The organism is Pedobacter lusitanus (assembly GCF_040026395.1).
Classification (GTDB): Bacteria; Bacteroidota; Bacteroidia; order Sphingobacteriales; family Sphingobacteriaceae; genus Pedobacter; species Pedobacter lusitanus.
Window position 1 is genome coordinate 5,108,972 of record NZ_CP157278.1, and the last position, 25,949, is coordinate 5,134,920.

Consider the following 25,949-nt stretch of genomic DNA (forward strand, 5'->3'; position numbering starts at 1 on the left):
GTTTTTGTGGATTATTAATCCTGGTCATTATAATTTGTCTGAAATTTCTCTCCTTACAGGTGAACAATTTTGTTGAATATTTGATATCATTTAAGAAATAATGCTACATTTGTCGCCACAGAGCGGATATCCAGAATTTTAATGCCCGGATGGCGAAATTGGTAAACGTTGCGGTCTCAGAAGCCGTTGGAGTAAGATCCTTGAGAGTTCGAGTCTCTCTTCGGGCACACCAATATCAAAGCTCTTTATAGCCTGTAAACCGAAAGTTTACAGGCTTTTTTATTTTAACTGCATAGCTAAATATAGTCTGATATGTTCAGGAGGAAAATTATCGCATTGATTACTTTAGGTCTGCTCTGCGCGTTACAGGTAAATGCACAAAAATCCTGTCTGATTATCCCTGATTCTCTGGGTAAATACCTTGTAAATGCATTTCTAACTCAGCAAGATCTCGGTAAAGCTTCTGTGTTTTCTGATACAGCAGTTGCGCCGCAGCTGATAAATTCCTGGAACAGACTGCTTCATACTGCAAAGACGGAGAATATTACCAGTTCAAATACCAGTTTTTATAACAGTTATTTTTCCACCAATCAGGTATTTGATCAATCAGGGCTGCCGGATGGTATGATTTTATACGCTGCATTTCAAAAAGAAAGTGATACGCTGGCTATTCAGTTCAAATTATTAAGGCAGGAAAATAAATGGCAGTTGACTGCTGTTGATGATCATTTTTTTCGGTTCAGGACAGAAGAAAGCAATAAGATTACTTTTGAACGTGCAGCTCAAAAAGAAGAATCAGGTGTCATGAACCAGGCAGGTGTTCCTTTCGCTGATCAGACTATCAGTGATGACCGCTGGAAAGCAGCAGGTACCTGTGTTTCTGACCCGATATCTTTTATTACTGCTGTTTTACAGGATATAGCGGCAAATAAGCCGGTTAAAGAGTTTCCTTATCTTTTGTCCGAATCTGATTTTATCCAATATTTCCGTCAGGATCTGCTGAAGATGGTGGCAACTAAGTTTAAAGGATCACCTGGCAAGCAGGAGATTGAACTGCTCAACGTATTTCGGGACCTTTTAGCTAATCATCCGGAGCAATACTATAATCAGTCCGTCGAGGATATCGGTTCTGCTTCCAGACTACTGCATGAATTTAAGTATACGATCAGTAAAAATAAATCAGTTGGTTATCATATCAGAAATTATGACAATGACCTGTATGCCGGAGGTAAAATTTGTCTTGAAGTAACGGTGAAATATGAAACTGATGAAGGTGAAAAGAGTATTCAATTCTCATGTTACTGGATTAAAGGCAGATGGGTACTTGTTCAATTAGAACGGTCATTTTTTTAGGTATATGCGCACTTCTGTATGTAAAGTCAAATCTTTCTGTACAGGATATTTTTACCATTACTAATCTCTAATTTTATAAAACAGGCAGATATTTCTGCATTAGAGGGCTTACGTAATGGTAAATGAAACACATCAGACAAAATTATCAGCTATTCCATATTCAGTATTAGATTTAGCTACAGTAGTGGCGGGAAAGACCCCTGCTGATACTTTTCGCAATAGCCTTGATCTGGCACAAAATGCAGAGAAATTTGGGTATACCAGATACTGGCTGGCAGAACATCATAATATGATAAGTGTTGCGAGTTCGGCAACTTCATTGCTGATCGGTCATATTGCGGGTGGTACAAATACGATCCGTGTAGGGTCGGGAGGAATTATGTTACCCAATCATTCTCCTTTAATTGTGGCAGAACAATTTGGTACTCTGGCATCTTTATATCCCGGAAGGATAGATCTGGGACTTGGTCGTGCACCAGGTACTGATCAGACAACTGCAATGGCTATCAGGGGAGAAAGATTTAGTGCCGTACATGATTTTCCCCAGGATATTATCAAGTTGCAGACTTTTTTTTCAGCAGACAATGCGAACAGCCGTGTAAGGGCTATTCCCGGCGAAGGATTAGATATTCCAATCTGGGTATTGGGCTCAAGTACCGATAGTGCCCGTTTGGCCGCGGCTATGGGCTTGCCATATGCTTTTGCCAGTCATTTTGCGCCAGCTCAGTTTTTGACAGCAATTCATATTTACCGTCAGAATTTCAAGCCATCCGCTCATCTGAAGGCTCCTTATGTTATTTCCTGTATCAATGTAATCGCTGCAGATACTGATGCTGAAGCTGATAGACTTTCGACTTCATTAAAGCGGTTTTTTATGGGAGTAGTAACCGGAAAACTGGAACTGTTACAACCTCCGGTTGATAACATGGATAGTGTCTGGACAGATTATGAAGAGGCTGCGGTTAATCAAATGATAGCCTGTTCTTTCTTTGGCAGTCCGGCAACAATCAGGGAAGATATGGAGTCTTTTATTAAACAGACGCAGGTCGATGAGATCATGATAACCTCTCACATTTTTGATCATCAGGCAAGAGTACATTCTTATGAGCTTTTTGCAGACCTGATGAAGGCTTAACAGGAAAGAGAGTATTAGATTATAAATTAACATAACATGGAATACAGACAATTAGGCGCTTCGGGTCTTAAAGTACCCGTATTAAGTTTTGGTACCGCTACTTTTGGTGGTGGAAATGAGTTTTTTAAAGCCTGGGGCAGTACTCAGGTTGAAGAGGCAGGCAGACTGATTAACCTTTGTCTGGATGCCGGTGTAAATCTGTTTGATACTGCAAATGTGTATTCTAACGGATTATCAGAAGAGATTTTAGGGCAGGCGATAAAAGGACTTCGGGATAAAGTTCTGCTATCTACCAAAGCAACTTTCTCTATGGGAGACGGACCAAATAATCTGGGTTCTTCCAGATTTCATCTGATTAAACAATGTGAAGACAGTTTGAAAAGGTTGAAAACAGATCATATTGATATTTATCATATGCATGGTTTTGATGGAAATACACCAGTTGAAGAAACTTTAAAAACACTGGAAAACCTGGTGGAGAGTGGGAAAGTGCGTTATATTGCCTGCTCTAATTTTTCAGGATGGCATTTAATGAAATCCCTTTCAGTTTCTGAAAGATACGGATGGTCCAGATATATCGCACATCAGGCCTATTATTCTTTGCTGGATCGTGAATTTGAATGGGAGCTGATGCCATTGGGAATTGATCAGAAAGTAGGAACAATTGTCTGGAGCCCGCTGGCTTCCGGGCGTTTATCGGGAAAGTACAGACGCAATCAGCCACTTCCACAGGATAATCGTGTGCAGCAGGGTGGAGGACATGGGCCTGCATTGAATGAAGAACGATTATATACCATCATGGATGCCCTTGATGAAGTTTCGGTTGAGACAGGGAAATCAGTTGCGCAGATCTCCTTAAACTGGTTATTACAGAGACCTACGGTTTCAAATATTGTTATCGGAGCAAGAAACGAAGAGCAGCTGAAACAAAATCTTGAAGCCGTAGGCTGGAATCTGACAACTGAGCAGGTTAAGAAATTAGATGAGGCAAGTAAACCTGAACCTATTTATCCTTACTGGCATCAAAGACAAAGTGAAGAACTAAATCCACTGCCGGTATTTTATAAAGCTTAATATATTTTAATCTGCTTTAAGCAGAGAAGCCGTTTTTCAGAACCCTGAAAGACGGCTTTTTTGTGCTTTCTTTTTAGTAACCGGATTGTTTCTGGAAATCAGTTCATTTTATCAAATGATAATGATTAATCGATTTAAAAACTGACTAATATTCGTTTAATCACAGTCTTAGATCCGCAGGTGTTATTAATAACTACATGCGTTATACTGAAACTGCACCCGGAATCGGTATTATTGAAGGACAGCGTTTAGTTGGAACAACAAAAAATACGGCGAACGGAACTGTTTTTTATACGTTTATGGATGGAGACCTTAAAGGACTTAAACTGGGAACATCGGTGTTTTATGTAGGTTCTCGTAATGGTGGCCGTGATAATAATAAAAATGGGACTACTACGGGTACAATCCCCCTTAAACCATTTACTACCGTTGATGTTTCAGCAGGATATAGCTTTAGCAGATTCTCAATCCTTGCTAAATTATCAAACATAGGAAATACTTATAACTATTATGTACATGAAAACTACAGTATCAATCCTATTCCACCGCGCCAGTTTATGACAACCTTGTCTTATAAATTTTAACGTTAACTCTTTATAATGATGAAAACCGTCTTTCCGAATTGTGGAGGACGGTTTTTTTGTGCTCTTATCCTGATAAAGGTTGAACAGGTAAAACAAAAGCAGTACAATGAGCTGTGTTGTCAGGTAATTCTGGGATGGGACAATAGGGTTATGGGCTATATACCGGCTAATATTGATACGCCATTGAAACGGGTTTGAAGCGTAGTTGAAACGGGTCGAAGCGTTTCAACCCCGTATCAACTACGCTTCAAACCCGTTTCAATACTAACGGAAGACTAGCCACAACATAGCCACAATAGTTTGTAAAACAAAACATAACTATACCAGCTATATAACAATAAGTAGTGGAATGTATGATCTTGACGAATTATCAATTACAGGTCAGAGGGATGAACAGACAAAATAAAGAAAAAGAAAAAACCAGCCGAAAGCATAGTTGTTTAATAGCTGTAATTTGTAAATTAGCCTAAACTAAATATAAACTTATGAGATACATTTCACTGTTATTACTTTTCACAGCAATTTCCTTCACAGGTTTTGCACAGAACAAAGATGCTATTGTTGGTCAATGGGTTAACGCAACAGGAGAGGCGCACGTAGAGATTTTTAAGAAAGACTCTAAATATTTTGGTAAAATTGTATGGCTTAAGAATCCTAAGGATGAAAAAGGTAATGCAAAAACTGATGTAAAGAATCCTGATGCAAATTTAAAGTCAAGACCTATCCTGGGATTGGAAATGCTTAAAGATTTCGTTTTTGAAGATGGAAAATGGACTGATGGTAAAATCTATGATCCTAAATCAGGTAAAACCTATAGCTGTAATATGAATCTTAAAGACAACGGTGACTTGAATATGCGTGGTTATATCGGTATCTCAATTATTGGAAGATCTGAAGTCTGGAAAAAAGTTAAATAATGCGAATACTCCTGTACCTTTTATTGCTGACGCCGTTTTCTGTATTTTCACAAACCTACGAACTAAGTACCGTTAATACTGGAACCAATACCAGTATCAGAGGAATGTCTGTTGTATCTGACAGTATTGCCTGGGTAAGTGGAAGTAACGGGTTTATTGGCAAAAGTTTAAATGGAGGCAAGGAGTGGACGTGGACAAAACCCAAAGGCTATGAAACACTTGATTTCAGGGATATTGAAGCCTTTGATAAAAACCATGCTGTAATTGTAAATGCAGGTTCTCCTGCTTATATATTGCGTACCGAAGACGGTGGAAAGAGCTGGACTGAAACTTATAAAAACCTGGATTCTGCAATATTCCTTGATGGAATGTCATTCTGGGATGAAAAACATGGGATCATCTTTGGTGATCCCATTCAAAACCATTTACAACTGCTGATCACTGATGACGGTGGCTGTAACTGGACAGATGTCACTAAAAGATTAAACCATACCATTGCAACCGGTGAAGCTGGTTTTGCTGCCAGTGGCACCGGAATTAAGACTTTCTCTGATGGGAAGGTATGGATCGCAACCGGCGGTACTAAATCAAATATTTATGCATCTGATAATTACGGCCTGAGCTGGAAAAAGTACGATTGTCCTATCATACATGGCAAAAGTACTACGGGTGCCTTCTCTGTTGATTTCTATAATGAAAACCAGGGCATCGTAGTTGGTGGTGATTATGAGAAGGATAAAGAGAATACAAATAATGTTTTGCTAACCGGAGACGGAGGTAAATCATGGATTAAACCATCCAGACCGGTTTTTGGTTTCCGTTCCGGAGTAATCTGGTATGATGAGAAAACCTGTTTTGCAACGGGTACCTCGGGTACAGATGTTTCCAGAGACGGAGGGATGAACTGGTATCACATTTCTGAAGAAAGCTTTAATGTAATTCAAAAAGCTAAAAAAGGTAACCTGGTACTGCTGGCAGGTGGCAAGGGACTCATCTACAGATTAAAGGTCAAATAATAATTGCTAATCTATTCCCAGAATTTCTTTGGCCAGATTAATCATTTTTTCCGTACCCGTATATTTTCCATGTTCATCAGATAGTTTGATTACATCTGTCCATTCCTCATTCTGAGGCTGTGTCTGCGTCATCTTAATCACAATATTCATTGGAGCAGGACCTGCATCATTGGTCAGGTTGGTCCCTATGCCGAACGAGATACCAATTCTGTTACGGCAATGACCAGCTATGCGCTTTACTTTTTCATAATTCAATGCATCAGAGAAAATAATAGTTTTAGTCTGAGGATTTATGCCCATACGCTGATAATGTGCAATTACTTTATCGGCAAACAAAAGAGGATCTCCGCTGTCATGTCTTACTCCATCAAATAGCTTGGAGAACATCTTATCAAATTGTCTGAAAAACACATCTGTTGTATAAGTATCAGATAAAGCGATTCCAAGATCTCCTCTGAATACCTGTACCCAATGTTCCAATCCTAAAGAGTTAGCCATTTTAAAGCCATATCTGGCTGCATGGAACATGAACCATTCGTGCGCATGTGTACCTATGGGTTTGGTTTGATGTACCATGGCCATATGCACGTTGCTGGTCCCGATAAATGATCCTTCTCCGTATTGTTGCAAGGTCTGCAGAACTAAACGATGAATAGCATAGGAATATCTCCGGCGTGTGCCGAATTCAGCAATCGTGACCCCAAGATCCCGATAGTTCTCAATCTTCTTTTTTGTCCGCTCAATTACTTCCTCATTACTGATCCTGACAGCATGTGTCATTTCATAAAATAACTCGCAGATCAATGACATGATTGGCACTTCCCATAAAATTGCCCGGTACCATAGTCCCTCAATGTGTACTTCCAGCTGATCACCCTGTTGTTCTATGTGCACTTCATCAGGCTGATAACGATAACCTTCAAGAAAGTCGAGATACAATGGGTCCAGGTAAGGACAGTTTAGCTGGAGGAATTTTTTCTCTTCGCGGGTTAACCGCAATAAAGGCATCTCATTGACAGCTTTACGTAATGCATCACCGAATCCCGGCGGGAAAGAGTGTTTTCCACGGTTTATAAACTTATAGCGGACTTTAGCATAGGGAAATAAACGGATCACACCCTGCTGCATCGTAAACTTATAAAAGTCATTGTCAAGGATGGAAACAATCGAAGGAGCAGGCTGTATAGACATAAATTAAGGATATATATGAGCTACCTTAACATAATTCGGGCCAGTAGCTCATTATTTTGCCTTAAATATAATTTATTTGGCGTCTAATAGTACAGCCAGCTGAATACAATATGTAGCTGAACGATTACTCCAGGCATGATTTGTACCCCGCTGGATTACGATATCACCTGCTTTCAGCAATGTTTCTTCTTCTTCCAGGATCAGGTAGATTTCTCCCGACAGGATGATAATATAATCCAGTGTATCGGTTTTGTGCATTAAAGGATGCACTTGTCCTTTCTCCAGTGGGCTTATACCCAGGTCTTTGTCCGGTGGGATACTCACGTAACGGAAATAAGAGCCATGAGCAGGAGTTTCGGGCATAGCTGTATTTTCTATCTTTAATTCCTTTGATAAATCTACAGGCATCTGATTGGTAGCCCAGATATCTGAGATGATCAGGCCGGGAAAATGTTCAGAAACATTGTTTACTATGGCATCTTCAGTAATTACTGATTTACCATTTTTATTTCCTGTGACTATACGGCGGGGTATTTTTGGTATTTGTGACATATTTTCTATGAATACTGACTTAATCTATTTGCATAACTAATTTCTTACCCTGTGTGAGGTTGTCTTCCAGGAGCTGGTGTGCTTTGCTGACAGTTTGAACATTCAGGGAACCTACGTTTAATATGGATGGCGGGGATAAAGAGAAATCTGTCATTAATTTCATAAACTCATTTAGTCTTTCGCCATAATAACGGTAGTTCTTTTCTAAGGAATAGGCATAATTGGAAATATTCACGATTACAGCTCCTTTATGAAAAAGACCTTCTCTTGCATCTGCTGTAGTCAGTGCAGTAACATCAGCATAAGTGCCATTTGTGGCAATTACCTGAGCACTGATCAGAGACATTTTATCACCTACCAGATCTATACAATAATGAAATAACTGACCATTATTGTGTGCCAGAATAACTTCAGCAAGATTTTCTGTTTTATAGTCTATAATCTGTTCTTTTTTGAGTCCTGCTTTGAGCAGCTGATTTTTGCTTTCTGCATTCCCGGCCGTAGCAATTATTCTTTGATAACCTTTAGCTACAAGTATTTTAATCAGCGCCATCCCGACACCGCCTGCTGCACCACTGATAAAAACTGAATCCTCTGTTTTAATGCCTAAACGGTTATAACATTGCAGTGCCGTAAGTGAAGCACTGGGAATAGCTGCGGCTTCTTCAAAGGTTATGTTCTGAGGTTTGGCAGCCAGTATCAGTTCAGGAACACTGATATATTCTGTATAGGTTCCGTTTGACCCCATACTGCCCGACGCGGCAAAGACGGCATCACCTGGTTTGAACTGATGAGCTGATTTACCGGTTTTAACCACCAGGCCTGAGAATTCGCGGCCCAGTATAGGAGAGTGCATGCGTTTTCTTTCGGTTTTACCTTGTCTCATCTGATAATCTATAGGATTAAACGCCGTTGCTTTAATTCTGATAAGTACTTCCTGATCTCCGGGTTCAGGTATAGCGAAATTTTCATCTGCAGTGAAGTTATCTGTGCTGCCAAAATCTTTTAATACGATTGCTTTCATGATCCTTTTATTTCCTTTCTTATAAACTGTTTAAGAGCAGGGCTAAATTAGATAGTGAATTTTTATATTTGCTATTAGTTAACCTCAGGTAACTGGTTACCCCGGATAAACCATCAGCTTATGAGCACTGTAAAGAATAAAGGAAATGTACGTGAAGCGAGCTGTCAGGAAGAGCTTACAGCCATGCGTGATAGTATTGATATATTAGGTGGAAAGTGGAAGTTACTGATTATGCGTTATCTGACTAACCGGACTTCAGAAAGTAATCACTTCAAAAAGATTCAGCGTGGCATCAATGGGATTTCGGCAAAGATGTTATCCAAAGAATTAAAAGATCTTGAACTGAATCTGATGGTGACCAGAACTATTCAGGATACCAGACCAATTACTGTTGATTATTCAATTACTGAATATGGTAAAAGCATTATTCCGGTTACTGATATCCTGGTGCAATGGGGACTGAATCACCGGGAGAAAATTAAGGAAGAAGTATAGGTATATAGCCTTGCGGTATAGCATAAGGTGCTTTGTTCATCCGGGGTGAGTTATTTTATCCTGATCCATTGCTTTTTATCAATAGTATTAGTGTCAATATCTTTTATCCAGAACAAGCGGGACGTAATATATTTTACTTTACTGGTTTTATATTGAGGAAGAGTACCCTGTGGTGATCCGCAACTCTTTCTTCTTAAAACTATCCGGGTATCCGGCGAGTCTTTTTTCTCCATTAAAACCTGGTCTGTACTCCAGGCACACATCCCTGCAAAAACAGTAATAAACGTTAGAAAGCAAGCTGCTGCTGCAACTATACAGGTTAAGATTACTTTTCCGATTAATAGTTTTTTACTGTCTTTTCGTTTTAAAGTGCCGAACATGGTAAACAGAACCGCTGTCTGAAGGGCATAGAATACAAAAAGCTGATGGAAATCACCGGGGTTTCCTATTTTGATCTCCAGCGGGATAATTTTTCCAAAAAGAGCTATAATCATCCAGATGATGATTATAGCAATAGAAATCCAGAAAATAATCTTATTCAATAACCTCATTTATACTTCTTTATGATTCTTCAGGTAATCGGCTAAATTTGCAAGGACTTTTTCTGAGAGCCGTTGTTTTGCCTCAAAGGTAAAACCTCCAAACTGGTCTGATAAAATGATATTATCACGTCCGGTAAACTCCTGCATAAAATCTCCGACTCCGTCTGCGTCAAAGATGGCGAAGTTTTGTTCATCAGCAATCCAGTCTAAAAATGCGTCTTTTTCAAAAGGTACGCCCAGAGAGGTATTGACAAGGATCGAATTCGGTTTTTTAAGCTTAAATTCTCTTGCGGTAAGCAGGATGGTATTTTTTGGTAAATGAGTGGTAATAATATCACAGGACTGGATTAATTCATCAAGAGGTAAATAGGTAATCCCATTTTTCTCCTGCTCAGGTTTCCTGCTTCTGCTATAGTAAAATACCTGCATTCCAAAATGCTGCGCAGTTTGTGCAACCATCAATCCTAAGGTTCCAAGCCCGATAATACCGATACTTTTATTCTTTAATTCTACCGGCTCAGCTTTCCATCTTGCCTTAAGCAGACCTTTCAACAGGAAAATCAGTTGTGCAAAGATAAATTCTACAGCACCTTCATCTCCATAATCCTTGACTCCTTTTACCTGGATACCTTTTTTACGGGCAGCCATAATGTCAACATTTGCAGAGGCTTCATCATATAAACTGCAGCACATACCCACAAATTTCAGCCTTGTAGTTCTGGCGATGATTTCGGCAGTGATTTTTGTCTGCCAGCTTACCAGAACACAATCTGCATCCCCTATACGCAAAAGTGTTTCATAATCATCTTTTGGATAATCGTTATATACAATGATCTTATGTTTGGAAAGGCCGGCAATCTGATCCGTAATTTCGGGGATAAGACCACAGTTGTCCAGTATAATTATTTTTTCAAATTGCATGTAATTGTTAATTAATTATCAAAATGCGAATATATGTTAATTATAATTAATCAGCAGATACTTAGTTGCTGAGCTTTACAGCAAATTAAAATGAGCTTTATAACAAAACAGACTGGCTGAATACTACCGAACTTTATTTCATTAAAAATTACAATCATGAAAGATTCAGAAAAAATATTAAAAGTGTGGTTTATTACAGGAAGTTCCCGCGGACTGGGCAGAAGCCTGACTGAAAGTGTACTGGCTGGTGGCGATAAAGTAGTGGCAACAGCAAGGGATATCAGTCAGTTGAAAGAACTTTTAGTCCGGTATCCGGATCAGCTTTATCCGGTACAGCTGGATGTAACTGATCAGGAGCAGATCGACCAGGCAGTTAACATTGCTGTTCAACAATTTGGCCGTATCGATGTGCTGGTAAACAATGCCGGTTTTGGCATTACCGGAGCAACAGAAGCCTTTACAGATGAGCAGGTACGCAGCCAGCTGGAGACCAATTTATATGCCCCGATAGCAATTACCCGCGCAGTATTACCTCATATGCGTAAACAGCGTTCGGGACGTATTTTACAAATCAGTTCAGTTGGTGGAAGAGTGGGCAGCATCGGACTCTCCATCTATCAGTCGGCTAAATTTGGTTTAGGAGGTTTTAGTGAGGCATTGGCTAAAGAAGTGGCTTCTTTAGGAATATTTGTAACCAGCGTTGAACCAGGTGGTTTCCGTACCGATTGGGCTGGTGATTCTATGACTTATGCTAAACAGGTTGAAGGATACGAAACTGTTGATCAGAGAATTGAAATGTTTAAAGGGGGCACTTTCGTCCCAATGGGTGATCCTGACAAAGCAGCGAAAGTTATGGTTGAACTGGTAGAAAATCCAGAGCCTCCGGTACACCTGATTCTGGGTAGTGAAGCTGTGGGTATTGTCAGACATGCAGAGGCTGTAAAAGCAGAAGAGCTTGAAAAATGGCTGCCGGTATCTGTTTCTACGGATCATACAAATGCCGTAAATTTTCTGGAAACAGAGGCAGGAAAAGCAATGCTGGCTAAAAGATAATATCAAAGATAAGTATCAGTAAGCGTTACTGGTACTTATCTTTATATTTGATACGTTCAAAAGAGAAGCAAATAAAAGATGACAAACATACTTTATTCCTGTTATACCAATGTCAGCAGGGAAGGGGAACAGTTTATTCCTGAACATGTCTTTAGCTATCAGATTTCCGGAAAACTCCAGATGTATGACGGTAATAAACTGCATGTTTTTGAAGAGGGAGACTTTCGATTCCTTAAAAGGAATCATTTGGTTAAATTCACTAAAATTCCGCCGGAAAATGGAGAATTTAAAGCGTTGTCTGTCCGTCTTGATCAGCAAACACTTCGCGATTTTAGTAGAGAACATGGTTATAATGAAGTAAAACATCAGCATGTTGAACCTATTCTGTCATTAAAGCACGATCCTCTCTATAAAAGCTTTATGGATTCTCTGACTCCTTACCAGCTAAAGCCCCTGGAAAATCAAAAGCTCATGACTTTGAAACTGACAGAGGCAATTTTAATTCTGCTCCAGACTAATCCGGAGCTGGCAGGTGCATTATTTGATTTTGCGGAACCTGGAAAAATTGATCTCGAAGCTTTTATGAATAAGAATTTCCGCTTTAATGTAGAAATGAAAAGGTTTGCTTATCTGACGGGAAGAAGTCTGGCTACTTTTAAAAGAGATTTCGGGAAGCTTTATCAGATGTCACCTGGAAAGTGGCTGCAGAACAAAAGATTACAGGAAGCTTATCATCTGCTAAAGGAAAAAGGAAAAACAGTTTCTGATGTTTATCTGGAAGTTGGTTTTGAAGACTTATCTCATTTCTCTTTTGTTTTTAAGAAAAAATACGGGCTTGCACCATCAAAAATATAATAGCTGATTTGTTACCAGTCTACCCCCTTTAAATGGCTTGATCACACCCGATCGCTATTAAATTTCCTTCGTAATTTTAGTAAAACAAAAAATATTTACGATGAGAAAAATAGTGATGTTTATGCATACCTCACTCGATGGTTTTGCTGCAGGTCCGAATGGTGAAATGGACTGGATTATTGTTAGTGATGAAATGTTTGATTTTGCGGGTGAACAGACAAATCAGGCAGATACGGCTCTTTATGGAAGAGTTACGTACCAGATGATGGAGAACTACTGGCCAACAGCAGCAGATCATCCCGGAGCTTCCAAACATGATATTGAACATTCGGCATGGTACAATAAAGTCTCCAAAGTTGTTTTATCAGAAACTTTACGTGGACAGCAGATCAATAATACCACTATCATCAGTGATCAGGTTACTGAACGGATCAAAGAGCTGAAACAGCAGCAGGGAAGAAATATCTTAGTGCTGGGAAGCCCGGGTGCAGTACATTCCTTATTGAAGGATAATCTGATTGATGATTTCTGGTTATTTATTAATCCGGTAATCCTTGGGCAGGGTATCCCTGTGTTTACTCCGGTCAAAGAATCTATTAAGCTTAAACTGATCAAAAGTACCATGTTTCCTAAGGAAGTAGTCTGCCTGCACTATCAGAAAGAATAGCTCATTTGTTTTAGCAGAGTAATTAATATTTTCTTAATTTACCAAAAAGTATACCTATGAAAAAATATTGCTTTGCTATTCTTGTGCTGATCGCTTCATCCGCAATGGCGCAGGAAAATGACTTAAGATCGTCAGTTTCAAAAAAGGCGCTCAGTATTGAAAAAAAGGTTATAGACTGGCGTCGTGATTTTCATGAGCACCCGGAGCTTGGAAATAATGAGGTGCGTACTGCTGGTATTGTTGCAAAGCATTTAAAAAGTCTGGGTATAGCGGTACAGACCGGTGTAGCCAAAACTGGTGTGGTTGGAATTCTAAAGGGTGGAAAGCCGGGACCAGTCGTGGCTTTGAGGGCAGATATGGATGCTCTTCCGGTTACGGAACGTGTAGCTATTCCTTTTGCTTCGAAGGTGAAAACCATATACAATGGAAAAGAAACAGGTGTAATGCATGCCTGTGGTCATGATTCTCATGTGGCCATTTTAATGGGAGTAGCCGAAGTTCTGGCTTCGGTAAAAAAAGATATTTCCGGAACAGTAAAGTTTATATTTCAGCCGGCTGAAGAAGGAGTCCCGGAAGGAGAAGAGGGGGGAGCACAGCTAATGGTTAAGGAAGGGGTATTAGAGAATCCGAAAGTAGACGTTATTTTTGGTTTACATATCAACTCCCAGACCGCAGCTGGTGATATTGCTTATCGTCCGGGAGGAACAATGGCTGGTAGTAACAGTTTGAAAATTACAGTAACAGGGAAGCAGGCACATGGAGGTTATCCATGGAGTAGTGTAGATCCTATCGTCATATCAGCGCAGATTATCAATAATCTGCAAACTATAGTAAGCAGAAACCTGAACGTCACTGAGAATCCGGGGGTTGTTACTATAGGTGCAATTAATGGCGGTGTCAGATCCAATATCATTCCTGAAAAAGTAGAAATGATAGGGACTATCCGTACTTTAAGCAGGGAAGATGAAGCAATGTTTGTCAACAGGGTAACAACTATAGCTACAAAAACTGCCGAGGCAGGGGGTGGAACAGCAGAAGTTAAAATCCCTTACGGTAATCATTATCCGGTGACTTTTAATGATATATCCTTAACGCAAAAGATGCTGCCAAGTTTGCAGCGCAGTGCTGGTACAGATCATGTGAAATTAAGACCAGCAGTAACAGGTGCAGAAGATTTCTCCTTTTACCAGGAAAAGATACCGGGTTTGTTTATCTTCCTGGGCGGTATGCCTAAAGGTCAGGACCCGCTGAAAGCTCCTTCGCACCATACGCCTGATTTCTTTATTGATGAAAGTGGTTTTACACTGGGCGTAAATACCATGAGTAACCTGGTTCTGGATTATATGAATTTAAAAAACTGATCAGGTTATATCCGGCAGCGGTTGTTTATTCGAGCCCAGGTTCTGTAAAAAAATATTAAGATCTTCTTCTTTGTCCAGTTCCAGTTTCTGCTTAATCCGGTAACGGCTCATACGGACGCTTTTAGGCTCTATATGCAGAATAGAGGCGATTTTTTTGGTATCCAGTTTCAGGTACAGATAAGCGCAGAGTTTCAGGTCAAGGGGGGTGAGTTTCTGTTGTGCTTTTTCATTCAGAATAGAAAAAAACTCAGGGTGTACACGCTGGATATGCAGTTTGGTGTTCTCAAAATCATTGTCCAGTAATAACTCTTCGTTCCATATTTTATTGATATTCAATTCATGGTTATCATTTAATTTTTCCCTGATTTTTGAAAGCATATCCTTTTTGTGTTCCAGCTGAAGGACATTGGCCATCATTTCTTTTTGCAGCTGTTGTTGCTGGGTTTCCAGTAATTGCTGTTCGGCTTTGAGCCTTAACTGCTCCTCCTGCCCCAGTTTTGTCTGTAATTCGGCTTCATGTTTTTCTAAATGCAGCTGTTTTTCGCGCTGCAGGGAATAGCGCAGACGGAAGTGATAAGAACGAAACATAAAAATCAGTCCGAGTAAAAAAACTGCCGCAATACCGATGTAGAGATTCTTTTGGATGCGGTTATACTTTTCCTGTTGCCGCAATAAGCTCACCTCATTGTTTTTTTTTTCACTCTCATATTGTATTTCCAGCTTCTGGACATTTAAAGCCTGTTTCTGATCAAAAATTTTACTGTTGTATTCAGCTATTTTTTTCTGGAATTTCAGTGCCATCGGGTAGTTTTCCATTTGTTCATACAACTGAGAAAGCGAACGCACCACATTGACCAGGGTATAATAGTAAGGATGTTCTTCTGACTGCATCAGACTATAAGCCTGCATCAGATAAGCCTCTGCCATAGGGAAATTCTTTTCACGCAGGGCGTATTCGCTGAGTATACCCAGACCACTGGCCATAATTTCTTCGCCATTAGGCGCATCTTTCATTACTGTTTGAGCTGTATTGGCATATTGGATGGCATTTGCTTTAGCTTCTTTATCTCCCTCAGAAAAATTTTTCAAATAATAAAAAGCAATATTAATGCAGGCAATACCATAGGTTCTTGGTGCTATTTCTTTGGGATGCTGCTGGTAAATCTCCTCCACCTTTTTCAAATAATACAGAATACTATCTCTTTGTGCTGTGCTTTTAGTAATACCGTAATTGTAATCTGCTGCTACAGATAAAGCAGTATAACAATTACCAAGCAGATTATAATCTGTGGTGAACAGGGCATTTTCTGTGGCTTGTCTGGCATAGAGGTTTACTTTAGGAATATTATCCCAGCGGGTATTTAAAGCATATAGCAGGTAATAAATCTTAGCCTGCAGATAGTGATCCGGTACCTTTTTTAATTCCTTAAGCCCCATCTGACTATATTTAAGTGTCAGCTCGGCATTATCAATGTTATTATATAAATAAGCCTGGGCATAATAGCCATAAGCCATGACCGCGGGACTGTGGGCCTGCTGGGCAGCCAGCATTGCCGAATCACTTACTTTTTTTAGCTGTGTAAACTCTTTGGTAGCGGCATAAATATTGGCAAGGATAACATAGGCTTTTGTTGCTGTACTAAAATCCTTCAGTTTTAAAGCAATGGCAGCAGCTTGCTGAGCTTCGGAAATCCCTGCTTTATAATTTTCGTTAATCCGGTGTGACTCGGCAAGACGGATAAGCCGGGCAGGTTTTTCTTTTTCTGCCACATTGGTATTTCCGGTAACAGGGGTTTGCGCCGCTGCAGTAAAAAAGGAGCAGTATAAGACTACAAAAAAGAGAGTTTGCCTTAGATAATTCATAAAGTAAAAATAGCATAAATGTCTACAGGTTTCGTTTTAGCTGTTAAATTTTTTTAGTTGTATTTTATTGATATACAGTTGTTTATTTTTTATGTAGACATATTGTAGACACCTGTGCTGTTTAAGTGTAGGCGTTTTGTAGTAAGCCGGTATTTGAAAGATTAGCTATAAGCCTGCAATTTTGTTAGCAATCAATTCTAAAAATTAAACAACAAAAAGATGAACAGCAAAACACTATCAATCGTATCGTACATTACGCTCATTGGCTGGCTTGTAGCCTATTTCAGTGGAAAAGAAAATGCAGATTCACTGCTTAAATATCATTTGAGACAGGCACTGGGCCTGGCCATCGTCAGTATTATTTTTAATGTGGTCTTAACCATTATTGCTTCAATTGTCCCTTCTCTCGCTTTTCTGAGTTTAGCAGGCTGGGTCATTGTAGTGCTGTGGATTATGGGTATCATTCATGCCGCTAACGAAGCTCAGAAACCTGTGCCTCTGATTGGTAAAATGTTTGAAAATAAATTTGCCTTTATCGGCTAAGTCAAATCAGTATGAAAGATCAGCTATTAATCTCTTCGGCCAGGTTGATGACAGGAATCCTGTGTTTACTACTGGTTACCGGAACAGGCTGCAATCTGGTGAATAGCCCGGGTGAATATTTTGACCGGGCTGCTTTAAATACCAATATGTTATCCAGATTTGGCAGTGAGTATTTCCGCACTTATGTGAAATATATTAAAGGCGGGGCAGGAACCAATGATTTTAATACCTGTGAAAAGTATCTCAGGAATTATTCCATCGCATCTGCAGAAAGAAATCTGAAAAAGGTACAGGATCTGTATCCCAATGAAGAGGCAGCGCCACTGATAAATGCTTCTGTTGCACTTCATGTTTATGTATTGGAAAGTTATAAAACTGATCATCTTGCTATAGCCAGGATGATCGATAAGCAGGAATCGCCCGAAGTTATCAATCAGGCTATTGAAGCTCTGGATAAAAAGAGTTATGCCGGTTTTGCAGAGAAATATGACAAGGTCTGGGAGATAGCCGGAGTCTATGCAAAAAATAACGGTATAAAAATAAAAGAGATGCCATTTTAATCTGATCAGCCATGGAGACATTTAAATATTTTGAACAGCAGGACAATATTTATCATCTGAAAGTACAGAAGGGATTTTTTTATACTATGGCAATTATAGCCTTTGTTGCTGTGATTGCCGCCCTGATTTACGGAACCACTAAAGGAAGTTATTTTGGTGTAGCAATACTGGTCTTTATTGGGGTAATGGGGGTGCTGCGCAGTACAGCTAGTATGGAGTTTAATACAACAGAGCGGGAAATACAGCAAAAGTCTTTCTTTTTCAGCTCGCCGGTTACTTACAGTTTTGACGATTTTGATCACTTTCTGGTATCTAAACTTAAAAGTACTTTTATCACTGTAGGCGTATCGGGTGTTTTGGTTATGGAAAGAAACGGAAAGACCAAAAATATTTTGTTGCGACAATGTTTTTTCACGTCGAAACCTCTTCAACGACTTAGTGATGAATTGTATGTGATTTTGGGGTTACCTGAATAAACTGATTAAAAACAAGAGCAGATGATACGTATAAACAAAAACCACCTGTACCTTAAAACACTGTCTGTGCCTCAGCTTGATTGTCCGTTATGTCACTTGGGTAATGGCATGGAGATGAGTTTTTATCAGTTGCAAATAGAAACAGACAATATTCATAATACCAAAAAAATTACGGCCTCCGTCAGTTGCAAGCATTGCGGGCAGGAGATACCGGTAGTACGCTGGGATAAGGAACTCGACGCTTTTTACAAGACAGAGAAAAAACAGATCAAGGTAATTACATCCTTTAAAATTGGGACTAAAGGGAAAATACTGCTATGGATTGCTGCTGTATTCTTTGGCGCAATATTTCTGTTGCTGGCCGGACTATACATTTACGGACATTTAAAACCGAAAGTATGATGTTGAATGGCTTTTCTATATTCAGGAAACTGATCGTCCTGTTTTATGCGATACCTTTTCCTATGATTATGTATTATGGGATCACGGGTGATGATCCAACAGATCTGGTTAATGCCGATCCACGGCTGGCTCTGGGGCTGGTTGCATTGTCTGTTGTGCTCTGGATTGCCGTTCTGGCAGGTTACTACAAAAAACGGGTATGGAAGACGTTTGCCTTAAAACGAAGAATAGAACGACTGAAAGATAACGGGGAAAAACGGGAAGCCAGGATTCTGACCAGTATTGATGTGTCAGTTCCTGATATTGGCTATAGTACTTATGAGTTAAACCTGGCGTTTAAGAATCTTGCCGGTGCAGAAATAGAAGAGAAAATGACTGTAAACGATACCAAAGCTTATGAACGGAGGTTTCAGGCAGGTAATAAGGTAGAAGTTGTGCTGGACCAAAATCCCAGTGACTATCCTTATGTGGTATTGTCCAGTTTCCAGGTAAAGATTAATATAAAGCCATTGATATGGATTCATCTGTCTACACTGGCTATCGCAGCCATAATAGTTGGTTATTATTATTATAGTTATCAAAGAGAAAGCGAAGGAATGGGCTGGCGTTTTATGGTTTTTTATCATCCTTTGATTATCTGTGCGGTGCTGTTGATACTGGGCAATATACAGCTCTTTGGAAAATTGATCTCCAGACTGATGAATCAGAATTATAAGAATGATTTTTTAATCAAGTACAAAGGACTGCATGCTAGTGCAAAAGTACTGCAAGTCAGAGAAACTGGTACTTATATTAATGAACAGCCAATGATTGAGTTTGTGCTTCAATTTACAGATCATCACAACCGGAGTCATGAAGTCAGTAAAAAGAAAGTGATAGGTCTGTTGGATCTGGACAGAACCCGGGAAAAGGAAGTGGATATATTATATCTTAAGGAAGATCCCGGACGAATTATTTTTGCCAAAGATTTAGAAGAGTTAAATGTAGTTTATGAAAGCCTTAAAAATCGTCGTTCACCTCATCGCAGGTAGTATCTTGCTATTGCCGGGTTGTAAGGAAATTACAAAAAGTATAGATGATACACTCAGACCCGGTGAGACTGTTGTTAAGCGTCATGCGCAAAAATATGGTTCTTCCACAACGAGTTCTGCAACCAGTACGACACGTGTAGAAAGCCGGCAGGTAATTGTGAATGGAGATACACTGAATACTAAAGAGATGGAGGATAAGTCCAAAATTTTCTTTGAAGACCTGGAAACATTGAAAAAAAATGGTGACAGCAAAAAGATTCAGAAAAGAGTAAATGAATTTTTAAAAAGTATAAACCTGTCACATCAGGCAGGTGTAAAGGCAACGGTAAAACCGGTTACAGAGAAAAATAAGGAAGGATTTATGAATACTGTTCAATTGGAAAAAGCAGAAATGAGACTCAGAGCATTACCTCAATATGCGGGAAAAAATATCCAGATATATCAGTCTGTTCATTTTGATCAGGATGGTCGTATCAGGCTGACACTCCAACATCCGGAAAATCCAAACTACCTGGATGAATATGTTTATGCAAATGGCAAATGGTCAGCTCCTGAACCAGTTCAGGCTATTACCCGGAACATAACCCGCCGGTTAATGCCGCTGGATAAAATAAGCTTTCCCTGCGCCTTTAAGGTATTAAATCTATATAATGAAAAGGCGGCTCAGGTGGAAGGTGCGAAGCCAACAGCTTATGTTTATGTATCTATCTGGGATGATCGCATGCGTTGGTTTCCAGGCACGATCAACGGTACACGTGAGCGCTATTCAATAGAATTCAATCCTGATGGCACTTTAAAAAGCTATGGGCAGGAGTGAGGGATAACCAAAATCTGAAATCAAAACTATGGAAAACGAAACGGATAAAAACGATAAGCATTTTGCCAATGACCATGTCTATAGCGGCAATAGAAAAGAACCTTATATCAAAGCTATCAGTTACCTGCTTATTGGTGTATTTTTCATCACAGCAGGTATTATCAATTTTATTAAAATAAGAAACTGGGAACAGCTGAAAGGAGATTTTGAAATGAATCAGGCAACAGAGCTGATGTACAGTATAGGAGGAAAGTGGCTGATTCTGGGCTTTATGGCTGTGCTTGGTTTTTTTGTTTTACGCAAAGGTTATCTGCAATGGAGAAGAATAAAAGCACAGGAAAAAATATAGGACAATATGGCGGCATATAATCTGAAAATAGAAAACGGGCAATTAAGCTTTCAGCCCAAACGCGATTACTTAGGGAAGATCTTGTTTTTCGGACTGATTGCAGCGGTAATATTTCTCGTCACACCGATGCTCAGTTTGTACTATCAGACCAAATGGGGTGTGCTGACTATCGGAATAGTATCGGCCTTTACAGCGATATATGATTTTATATTCCACTTTAATGTCACTTATGTATTCGATCAGTCTGTTGGTTATGTTTTCCGGAAAATTCCTGGTCTGTATACTTATAAACTTATGTCTTTTGATGAGATGTACATCATACATACCCAGGAAGACGGTCTGCTGTATTACGCACTTTCAACTAAACAAAACAAATTTGGTAAAAGCTATGCTATCAGTCAGCCTTTTGGCAGTAACCGTAAAAGTATAAAACGACGGGAATTATTTGAAACAGAGGTGCTATCTGTTCTGGAGAGTTTTACCCGGACCAGCTGAACTCCTTGTTATTCTACTAATTAAGATAATCTGATAAAGCCATATTACATGAAACAAAGTGATCTGTTAGCGTTACTGGGACTTCCTGTAACTGATCCCGGACTGATCTTTTTCTTTAAAGAGCGTCATCTGATGCTGCCACAATCTGTTGCCCTGATGAAACCCAATAGCCAGACACCTGTCTCTATAAAAAACAGCGCAGCTGTTCAGGATAAAGAGTGGGGATTTGCGTATTATTTTCGCTCAGAATTACAGAATGAGAATTTTCCGGTACGTCAGGAAGGATGTAATTATATACCTTACTTTAGTGAGATTATTTTTGACGGAAAACTGTACCAGAAACGGGAGAGAAAAGAGTCTGCTGATTTTTGGAATGTAAGCCCTTCACCTGATAGCAGCATCAAAAGTATTGAAGATCATTTTGGCCGGTTTGACAGGAGCAGGAAATATCCAAATCATCGCTATTCTTTTAGTGAACAGGTGGAGGTCATTGTGACATTGATCACAGAACAAAACAGGCTGAGTAATTATTTTGCAGCTATTAAGGAAGTTTAAGATCCTTAATCAGAACCGGAGTATTGATCTGCAATGGCTGAAGAATATTCCGGCCTGAATACGGCATTTATTATTTTAATACGATATCCCACATTTCAGTACTGGCTGAACGGTCTGATAGCTGGACCACCTGTCCGTTTTTCCAGTATACCGGGAAATTGCCTTTATAACCTGCCACATACACATCGTTGCCGTTTACTGCGATGGCATTGCCATGAGCACCTTCGGTAATACCATCGCTAAGCTGAACTGCATTTCCGTTTTTCCAGTATCTGGCAATATCTATGTTTTTAATTGTGCTCCTTTCCCAGCCTGATACGTAAACATTTTTTCCTGATATGGCAATTGAATTAGCTATAGCCGGTACCCTGCCATCAGTAAGTGATACTGCAAGACCATTTTTCCAGTATTTGGCAACAGTGTTGTTCCCTTCTGTTTCGGACCCTGCCACATAAACATCATTATCCCGTACAGCAATAGCATTTGCAAAGGCTGATTTGCTGCCGTCAGTAAGGATCACAGCCTGACCGTTTTTCCAGTACTTGGCAACCATTCGTGTTCCATTGTATTCGCCGCCACACACATAAATATCATTACCGGCCATAACTATATTCCCGGTACGGTTGGTTTTGGTTCCGTCAGATAGATTCGTAGCTACACCATTTTTCCACACTTTAGCTACGTAAGCTGTACCATTGTGTTCAGATCCTGCTATATAAATATCAGATCCGTTTACAACAATTCCGGTTGCAGTAGCGTCATTGTTTCCTATACTAAGTTGAGTTACCACGCCATTTTTCCAGTATTCTGCTTTGTTTTTGCCATTACCTAAAGGTATTCCTTCCCAGCCTGCGGCATAGACATCGGGACCCTGGATTTTTATGGAATTAATATGTGCACTCATTATCCCATCCGAAAGTGTTACAGGTACTCCGTTTTTCCAGTATATGGCTACATTGCTTCCCCGGCTTGTCTGATACCCGGCTACGTATATATCTGTTATCGGAATAGCGGGATCATTCTCATTGTCGCCTGGTTTGTTTTTGTCTTTTTTACAGGCGGCCAGATTGATGACCAGAAATAAGATTACAATTGACTTTAAGTTTTTCATGGTTCGGTAGCTAAATGATAGGTTATTTAAGGTATCAGTTACCGGTTGATTTGAAGATGCTTGTGCCATCTATGGAAAGTGTATTCACATAGAAGCTGATTTGTACTGCGGAATTAACCTCTGAGCCATAAAAGCTTTCGGAAGAGCCAGCGGGTCTGCCACCTGTAAAGGCAATGTTCCTTGTTTTTTTACTCCCATCTGCTGACACCATTGTAATTACGCCAGTTGCATTCTTCATTTCCCCGGCGATCCATTTGAGTAAAAAGGGATCCATATCCTGACCCAGATCCAAACTTATGCTACAGCTACCTTCACGGAGCTGCTTGCTTTCGTCTTGTGCCGGAAATGCGTTACTGACTATATAAGTTACATTGTTAAGGTGATAAGTATGACTGGTCTGTATTGCCGGATCGGTCAGCTTAAAGTTTATCTGTCGTTTCGATTCCTGTTGAGCCACAGCTGTAAACTGAGTACACAACAGGACTAAAAATAGCAATGGATAAAAATGACTGATTTTCATAATTCTGATTATTAATAAAGGTTATTTATTCAGCTCCTGATTTATTTACAGGATCTTTAGTTGCTTTGCAAAGGATGTTTAGAAGAGAAATTGAATTTTCCTTCAAATATTTTTCCGATGAGCGGTACTGGTTTTTCTACTTCATTAGAGGCGGCGACAATACCGAATAACAGAAGTACAAGAGGCAGTAATAAAATGAGGTATAAGATTGATCCTAGAGCTGGGATTATGACCAGAATAATACTACTTGTTATACTGAGTACAACGCTGATGATCATCAGACCTAAAGCCTGTCCCAGATGATAATTAACGAGCGTACTTTTTCTATCTGTTTTTTTAAATTCCAGATAGGCAACAATCCATCCGATAAGTGTAATGTAGGCTATAATTGCCATAGTTCTGTTTTTCATATATTCCATATTTAATAATGATCTGCTTATACAAAATTAGCCCCGTACTGATCATGAACCAAGAAACACAGGACTACGCATTGACTACTGGTTTTAATGAAAACGTCTACATTGTAACTACGGTAAATGTTTAAAATGTTTTAATTCAGTTATTTAGCTTAAATTCTTGTTTTTGGAACTATTTCTTTTTTCTATTTTTGAAGCATGCGGCTACCTCTGAAATCCTTATTGTCTACTTTATTTTTTGTGCTTATTTTTTGGAAAGGCGTAGAAGCGCAGAAAATATATATCGATTCGCTGAACGATTTTCTGCTACGTAAGGACCTCCCTGCTGAAGATAGGGTGAATGCGCTTTGCAAACTGGCAAAGGCTAATTTTGAAAAGGATCTTCCTCTTTCTTTCAAGCAGGCCCGTGAGGCTCTGTATTATGCTGCAAGATTGAAAGATGGGAGAGGTAAAGCCATGGCATTTGCTACGTTGATTCACCTTTATATCAGGCAAAAGGATCTGAAGCATGCTTATGAAAGCAGGGATAGTGCCATGTACTATATCACAAAGACGAAAGATCCGGTAACTACAGGTTTTGTATGGTTCAGAAGTGGCTGGCTGGATCTGGTAAATGATGAGAATGATAAAGCAATTGCTAAACTGCTCAAAGCTCTGGACTATTTTAAAGGGCAGCAGGTTTATGATTATGAAAGTACTGTATATCATTATCTGGCCAGTATTTACGGATATGGCAATGATCCGCAAAAGCAAAAGAAGTATGCAGATCTCTGTTATTCGGCTGCGCTCAGGAGTAAACAGGTAGATCCTCTTAATACAGCCTATTATACCAGTGGACAAAGTTATTTTGATCGTTTTAAGCTGGATTCTATTCATCGCAGTTTGCTGGATTCTGCACTGATGACTAATAAGAAATCACTGGCTCTTTCCAAAAAGGAAGCCGGTCGTTTACTGATACAAAGTAATACCGCCGCGGTGGCTTTAAATACAGCTAACAGTTATTTTCAATATTTTCCGGGTACTTACAGAGACAGTGCTGAAAAATATATTGACATCGCTATTGATATTGCGACAAAGACCAACCTGCAGGAGGTTTTGTTAAACTGCTATGGTTTAAAAAGTGAATATGCTTTGCGCGACGGAAACTATGATGAAGCGGAAAAAATATTATTAACAGGATTGAGTGCTGTAGCGGCTGACGTAGTCAAAATGCCGCTGACCAAAGCCAGAATATTTCTGGGTCTTTCTCATATTGCAGAGAAAAGAGGGGATAAAGCTGCTGCGCTGAATTATTTGAAACAGTATATGCAGTTTAATAAAGAAGCTTTTGATGAAGAAAAAATCAATAGTATCCAACGGGTGGAAGCACAATATCAGGCTGAAAAAAAAGAACAGGAAATTACATTCCTGCATCAGGAAGCTGCTTTTACTAAAAAGATGAATCTTTTTTATATTATGTTAGGCTTAACAGGAATAGCTGCTTTGCTTTTTCTGCTCAGGTCATATAATTATAAGCTGAAGGCATCTGTCAGAAAACAAAAACTTGTGGATCAGGAAAAAGCGGCGGCGGAATTAAGGGCCCAGTTGAAAGAGGCCGAAGCTACACAGCTCCAGACGGAGCAGGTTTTGCTTAAAGAACGTCAGGAGCGTCTGCAGAAAGAATTACTTGCCGGGACTTTGCAGATTGAAGAAAAAAATGAATTGCTGCAGCTGCTGTCGGGAAAGGTAGATAGTGAAAGTCATCTGTCTGTTGACGAACAGATCAAAAAGATTGTCAATCAGCAGAAAAGAATGGATAAAGATTTTGAAGAACTTAAAACCGACTTTTTTGAGACCAATCCTGTTTTCTTTGAACGTCTGCAACAAAAGGCAAATCATACATTGACCCGCCTTGATTTAAAATATTGTTCTTATATCCTGATGGGGTTATCTAATAAGGAGGTTTCTTCCCGGTTGGGGATTGAACCAAAAAGTATCCGGATGGCACGTTACAGAATTAAGCAGAAATTCGGGTTGGACAAAGAGGAGAATCTGGACAATTTCATCAGGTCTCAGGAATAAGGTAAACAGG

General features: G+C 39.6%; 30 protein-coding genes and 1 tRNA gene. 22 read left to right on the plus strand and 9 right to left on the minus strand.

What is annotated here, in order from left to right; genetic code table 11:
• Positions 1-143: 143 nt before the first annotated feature.
• From PL_RS21925 to PL_RS21955, 7 genes are all read left to right on the plus strand, one after another.
• A tRNA-Leu gene (locus PL_RS21925) sits at positions 144-227 on the plus strand.
• A gap of 85 nt (positions 228-312) precedes the next feature.
• Entirely contained in the window at positions 313-1,353 is a 1,041-nt protein-coding gene (locus PL_RS21930; protein ID WP_041884539.1) for a hypothetical protein, read from the plus strand.
• Between the two features lie 115 nt (positions 1,354-1,468).
• Positions 1,469-2,488, plus strand: coding sequence for an LLM class flavin-dependent oxidoreductase (locus PL_RS21935; protein WP_041884537.1), 1,020 nt, complete (start codon positions 1,469-1,471; stop codon positions 2,486-2,488).
• 36 nt (positions 2,489-2,524) lie between these two features.
• A complete protein-coding gene (locus PL_RS21940) occupies positions 2,525-3,562 on the plus strand; it encodes an aldo/keto reductase (RefSeq protein ID WP_041884535.1) in 1,038 nt (345 codons plus the stop codon).
• Positions 3,563-3,759: 197 nt separating this feature from the next.
• Complete coding sequence (locus PL_RS21945) at positions 3,760-4,146, plus strand: TonB-dependent receptor domain-containing protein (RefSeq protein WP_041884533.1); 387 nt, start codon at positions 3,760-3,762, stop codon at positions 4,144-4,146.
• Positions 4,147-4,631: 485 nt separating this feature from the next.
• On the plus strand, positions 4,632-5,063 hold the full coding sequence (locus PL_RS21950) for a DUF2147 domain-containing protein (RefSeq protein ID WP_041884528.1): 432 nt from the start codon (positions 4,632-4,634) through the stop codon (positions 5,061-5,063).
• A complete protein-coding gene (locus tag PL_RS21955) occupies positions 5,063-6,079 on the plus strand; it encodes a WD40/YVTN/BNR-like repeat-containing protein (RefSeq protein WP_041884525.1) in 1,017 nt (338 codons plus the stop codon). Before PL_RS21950 ends, PL_RS21955 begins: the two co-directional genes overlap by 1 nt.
• Positions 6,080-6,085: 6 nt before the next feature.
• Here PL_RS21955 and pncB read toward each other — a convergent pair whose 3' ends face one another.
• The 3 genes from pncB to PL_RS21970 all read right to left on the minus strand — a co-directional run bounded on the left by pncB (position 6,086) and on the right by PL_RS21970 (position 8,846).
• Positions 6,086-7,270 carry a nicotinate phosphoribosyltransferase gene (pncB, locus tag PL_RS21960; protein WP_041884523.1) on the minus strand — a complete coding sequence of 395 codons (1,185 nt, stop codon included), beginning with the start codon at positions 7,268-7,270 and terminating at the stop codon, positions 6,086-6,088.
• 72 nt (positions 7,271-7,342) lie between these two features.
• On the minus strand, positions 7,343-7,822 hold the full coding sequence (locus PL_RS21965; RefSeq protein WP_041884521.1) for a cupin domain-containing protein: 480 nt from the start codon (positions 7,820-7,822) through the stop codon (positions 7,343-7,345).
• Between the two features lie 19 nt (positions 7,823-7,841).
• A complete protein-coding gene (locus PL_RS21970) occupies positions 7,842-8,846 on the minus strand; it encodes a quinone oxidoreductase family protein (RefSeq protein WP_041884519.1) in 1,005 nt (334 codons plus the stop codon).
• Between the two features lie 120 nt (positions 8,847-8,966).
• Between PL_RS21970 and PL_RS21975 the strand changes: the two genes are divergently transcribed.
• Positions 8,967-9,341 (plus strand): winged helix-turn-helix transcriptional regulator, encoded by a 375-nt coding sequence (locus PL_RS21975; protein ID WP_041884517.1) that lies wholly within the window; start codon positions 8,967-8,969, stop codon positions 9,339-9,341.
• 50 nt (positions 9,342-9,391) lie between these two features.
• On the opposite strand, the gene PL_RS21980 is transcribed toward PL_RS21975, so the two are convergent.
• Positions 9,392-9,892: a hypothetical protein gene (locus PL_RS21980; RefSeq protein WP_041884514.1), complete on the minus strand. Its 501-nt coding sequence runs from the start codon at positions 9,890-9,892 to the stop codon at positions 9,392-9,394.
• On the minus strand, positions 9,893-10,804 hold the full coding sequence (locus tag PL_RS21985; protein WP_041884512.1) for an NAD(P)-dependent oxidoreductase: 912 nt from the start codon (positions 10,802-10,804) through the stop codon (positions 9,893-9,895).
• A 156-nt stretch (positions 10,805-10,960) separates the two neighbouring features.
• Between PL_RS21985 and PL_RS21990 the strand changes: the two genes are divergently transcribed.
• From PL_RS21990 to PL_RS22005, 4 genes are all read left to right on the plus strand, one after another.
• Positions 10,961-11,857: an oxidoreductase gene (locus PL_RS21990; RefSeq protein WP_235324613.1), complete on the plus strand. Its 897-nt coding sequence runs from the start codon at positions 10,961-10,963 to the stop codon at positions 11,855-11,857.
• Positions 11,858-11,935: 78 nt separating this feature from the next.
• Positions 11,936-12,712, plus strand: a complete 777-nt coding sequence (locus PL_RS21995; protein WP_041884510.1) for a helix-turn-helix domain-containing protein — start codon at positions 11,936-11,938, stop codon at positions 12,710-12,712.
• 100 nt (positions 12,713-12,812) lie between these two features.
• Positions 12,813-13,379 (plus strand): dihydrofolate reductase family protein, encoded by a 567-nt coding sequence (locus PL_RS22000; RefSeq protein ID WP_041884508.1) that lies wholly within the window; start codon positions 12,813-12,815, stop codon positions 13,377-13,379.
• Positions 13,380-13,435: 56 nt separating this feature from the next.
• Positions 13,436-14,740, plus strand: a complete 1,305-nt coding sequence (locus PL_RS22005; protein WP_041884506.1) for an amidohydrolase — start codon at positions 13,436-13,438, stop codon at positions 14,738-14,740.
• Here PL_RS22005 and PL_RS22010 read toward each other — a convergent pair whose 3' ends face one another.
• Positions 14,741-16,603: a helix-turn-helix transcriptional regulator gene (locus PL_RS22010; RefSeq protein WP_348620383.1), complete on the minus strand. Its 1,863-nt coding sequence runs from the start codon at positions 16,601-16,603 to the stop codon at positions 14,741-14,743. It abuts the gene before it with no gap.
• A 219-nt stretch (positions 16,604-16,822) separates the two neighbouring features.
• Here PL_RS22010 and PL_RS22015 point away from each other — a divergent pair, with 219 nt between their 5' ends.
• Genes PL_RS22015 through PL_RS22055 form a run of 9 tightly spaced genes read left to right on the plus strand, consistent with a single transcriptional unit; the run spans position 16,823 to position 21,831 of the window.
• The gene (locus PL_RS22015) at positions 16,823-17,146 is read left to right on the plus strand and encodes an import component protein (protein ID WP_041884504.1); all 324 of its coding nucleotides are present in this window, start codon (positions 16,823-16,825) and stop codon (positions 17,144-17,146) included.
• Between the two features lie 11 nt (positions 17,147-17,157).
• A complete protein-coding gene (locus PL_RS22020; RefSeq protein ID WP_041884502.1) occupies positions 17,158-17,706 on the plus strand; it encodes a hypothetical protein in 549 nt (182 codons plus the stop codon).
• Positions 17,707-17,717: 11 nt separating this feature from the next.
• Positions 17,718-18,182, plus strand: a complete 465-nt coding sequence (locus PL_RS22025) for a hypothetical protein (protein ID WP_041884500.1) — start codon at positions 17,718-17,720, stop codon at positions 18,180-18,182.
• 21 nt (positions 18,183-18,203) lie between these two features.
• On the plus strand, positions 18,204-18,584 hold the full coding sequence (locus PL_RS22030) for a hypothetical protein (RefSeq protein WP_041884498.1): 381 nt from the start codon (positions 18,204-18,206) through the stop codon (positions 18,582-18,584).
• The gene (locus PL_RS22035) at positions 18,581-19,615 is read left to right on the plus strand and encodes a hypothetical protein (protein WP_152620358.1); all 1,035 of its coding nucleotides are present in this window, start codon (positions 18,581-18,583) and stop codon (positions 19,613-19,615) included. The genes PL_RS22030 and PL_RS22035 overlap by 4 nt, the downstream gene beginning before the upstream one ends.
• Positions 19,575-20,432, plus strand: coding sequence for a hypothetical protein (locus tag PL_RS22040; RefSeq protein ID WP_052496482.1), 858 nt, complete (start codon positions 19,575-19,577; stop codon positions 20,430-20,432). The genes PL_RS22035 and PL_RS22040 overlap by 41 nt, the downstream gene beginning before the upstream one ends.
• 28 nt (positions 20,433-20,460) lie before the next feature.
• Complete coding sequence (locus PL_RS22045; protein ID WP_041884496.1) at positions 20,461-20,781, plus strand: hypothetical protein; 321 nt, start codon at positions 20,461-20,463, stop codon at positions 20,779-20,781.
• Positions 20,782-20,787: 6 nt separating this feature from the next.
• Positions 20,788-21,276, plus strand: coding sequence for a hypothetical protein (locus tag PL_RS22050; RefSeq protein WP_041884493.1), 489 nt, complete (start codon positions 20,788-20,790; stop codon positions 21,274-21,276).
• A gap of 48 nt (positions 21,277-21,324) precedes the next feature.
• Positions 21,325-21,831 carry a hypothetical protein gene (locus tag PL_RS22055; protein ID WP_041884491.1) on the plus strand — a complete coding sequence of 169 codons (507 nt, stop codon included), beginning with the start codon at positions 21,325-21,327 and terminating at the stop codon, positions 21,829-21,831.
• A gap of 70 nt (positions 21,832-21,901) precedes the next feature.
• On the opposite strand, the gene PL_RS22060 is transcribed toward PL_RS22055, so the two are convergent.
• From PL_RS22060 to PL_RS22070, 3 genes are read right to left on the minus strand one after another with little or no spacing between them, the layout of a single operon-like run.
• Complete coding sequence (locus PL_RS22060; RefSeq protein ID WP_041884490.1) at positions 21,902-22,942, minus strand: hypothetical protein; 1,041 nt, start codon at positions 22,940-22,942, stop codon at positions 21,902-21,904.
• A 34-nt stretch (positions 22,943-22,976) separates the two neighbouring features.
• A complete protein-coding gene (locus PL_RS22065) occupies positions 22,977-23,462 on the minus strand; it encodes a hypothetical protein (RefSeq protein WP_041884487.1) in 486 nt (161 codons plus the stop codon).
• A gap of 56 nt (positions 23,463-23,518) precedes the next feature.
• Positions 23,519-23,872, minus strand: a complete 354-nt coding sequence (locus tag PL_RS22070; protein ID WP_052496487.1) for an import component protein — start codon at positions 23,870-23,872, stop codon at positions 23,519-23,521.
• A gap of 246 nt (positions 23,873-24,118) precedes the next feature.
• Between PL_RS22070 and PL_RS22075 the strand changes: the two genes are divergently transcribed.
• Positions 24,119-25,939, plus strand: coding sequence for a LuxR C-terminal-related transcriptional regulator (locus tag PL_RS22075; protein WP_235324612.1), 1,821 nt, complete (start codon positions 24,119-24,121; stop codon positions 25,937-25,939).
• Positions 25,940-25,949: the final 10 nt, after the last annotated feature.

What these genes read in the sequence shown, in the direction of transcription:
- PL_RS22020 (WP_041884502.1), top strand. Translation starts at nt 17,158, where the DNA reads ATGAAAGATCAGCTATTAATCTCTTCGGCCAGGTTGATGACAGGAATC.
- PL_RS21945 (WP_041884533.1), top strand. Translation starts at nt 3,760, where the DNA reads ATGCGTTATACTGAAACTGCACCCGGAATCGGTATTATTGAAGGACAG.
- PL_RS22050 (WP_041884493.1), top strand. Translation starts at nt 20,788, where the DNA reads ATGGCGGCATATAATCTGAAAATAGAAAACGGGCAATTAAGCTTTCAG.
- PL_RS22065 (WP_041884487.1), bottom strand. Translation starts at nt 23,462, where the DNA reads ATGAAAATCAGTCATTTTTATCCATTGCTATTTTTAGTCCTGTTGTGT.
- PL_RS21985 (WP_041884512.1), bottom strand. Translation starts at nt 10,804, where the DNA reads ATGCAATTTGAAAAAATAATTATACTGGACAACTGTGGTCTTATCCCC.
- PL_RS21980 (WP_041884514.1), bottom strand. Translation starts at nt 9,892, where the DNA reads ATGAGGTTATTGAATAAGATTATTTTCTGGATTTCTATTGCTATAATC.
- PL_RS21965 (WP_041884521.1), bottom strand. Translation starts at nt 7,822, where the DNA reads ATGTCACAAATACCAAAAATACCCCGCCGTATAGTCACAGGAAATAAA.
- PL_RS22015 (WP_041884504.1), top strand. Translation starts at nt 16,823, where the DNA reads ATGAACAGCAAAACACTATCAATCGTATCGTACATTACGCTCATTGGC.
- PL_RS22070 (WP_052496487.1), bottom strand. Translation starts at nt 23,872, where the DNA reads ATGAAAAACAGAACTATGGCAATTATAGCCTACATTACACTTATCGGA.
- pncB (WP_041884523.1), bottom strand. Translation starts at nt 7,270, where the DNA reads ATGTCTATACAGCCTGCTCCTTCGATTGTTTCCATCCTTGACAATGAC.
- PL_RS21940 (WP_041884535.1), top strand. Translation starts at nt 2,525, where the DNA reads ATGGAATACAGACAATTAGGCGCTTCGGGTCTTAAAGTACCCGTATTA.
- PL_RS21990 (WP_235324613.1), top strand. Translation starts at nt 10,961, where the DNA reads ATGAAAGATTCAGAAAAAATATTAAAAGTGTGGTTTATTACAGGAAGT.
- PL_RS22060 (WP_041884490.1), bottom strand. Translation starts at nt 22,942, where the DNA reads ATGAAAAACTTAAAGTCAATTGTAATCTTATTTCTGGTCATCAATCTG.
- PL_RS22055 (WP_041884491.1), top strand. Translation starts at nt 21,325, where the DNA reads ATGAAACAAAGTGATCTGTTAGCGTTACTGGGACTTCCTGTAACTGAT.
- PL_RS21970 (WP_041884519.1), bottom strand. Translation starts at nt 8,846, where the DNA reads ATGAAAGCAATCGTATTAAAAGATTTTGGCAGCACAGATAACTTCACT.
- PL_RS21930 (WP_041884539.1), top strand. Translation starts at nt 313, where the DNA reads ATGTTCAGGAGGAAAATTATCGCATTGATTACTTTAGGTCTGCTCTGC.
- PL_RS22005 (WP_041884506.1), top strand. Translation starts at nt 13,436, where the DNA reads ATGAAAAAATATTGCTTTGCTATTCTTGTGCTGATCGCTTCATCCGCA.
- PL_RS22030 (WP_041884498.1), top strand. Translation starts at nt 18,204, where the DNA reads ATGATACGTATAAACAAAAACCACCTGTACCTTAAAACACTGTCTGTG.
- PL_RS21950 (WP_041884528.1), top strand. Translation starts at nt 4,632, where the DNA reads ATGAGATACATTTCACTGTTATTACTTTTCACAGCAATTTCCTTCACA.
- PL_RS21955 (WP_041884525.1), top strand. Translation starts at nt 5,063, where the DNA reads ATGCGAATACTCCTGTACCTTTTATTGCTGACGCCGTTTTCTGTATTT.
- PL_RS22035 (WP_152620358.1), top strand. Translation starts at nt 18,581, where the DNA reads ATGATGTTGAATGGCTTTTCTATATTCAGGAAACTGATCGTCCTGTTT.
- PL_RS21995 (WP_041884510.1), top strand. Translation starts at nt 11,936, where the DNA reads ATGACAAACATACTTTATTCCTGTTATACCAATGTCAGCAGGGAAGGG.
- PL_RS22045 (WP_041884496.1), top strand. Translation starts at nt 20,461, where the DNA reads ATGGAAAACGAAACGGATAAAAACGATAAGCATTTTGCCAATGACCAT.
- PL_RS22040 (WP_052496482.1), top strand. Translation starts at nt 19,575, where the DNA reads ATGAAAGCCTTAAAAATCGTCGTTCACCTCATCGCAGGTAGTATCTTG.
- PL_RS22025 (WP_041884500.1), top strand. Translation starts at nt 17,718, where the DNA reads ATGGAGACATTTAAATATTTTGAACAGCAGGACAATATTTATCATCTG.
- PL_RS21975 (WP_041884517.1), top strand. Translation starts at nt 8,967, where the DNA reads ATGAGCACTGTAAAGAATAAAGGAAATGTACGTGAAGCGAGCTGTCAG.
- PL_RS22010 (WP_348620383.1), bottom strand. Translation starts at nt 16,603, where the DNA reads ATGAATTATCTAAGGCAAACTCTCTTTTTTGTAGTCTTATACTGCTCC.
- PL_RS22000 (WP_041884508.1), top strand. Translation starts at nt 12,813, where the DNA reads ATGAGAAAAATAGTGATGTTTATGCATACCTCACTCGATGGTTTTGCT.
- PL_RS21935 (WP_041884537.1), top strand. Translation starts at nt 1,469, where the DNA reads ATGGTAAATGAAACACATCAGACAAAATTATCAGCTATTCCATATTCA.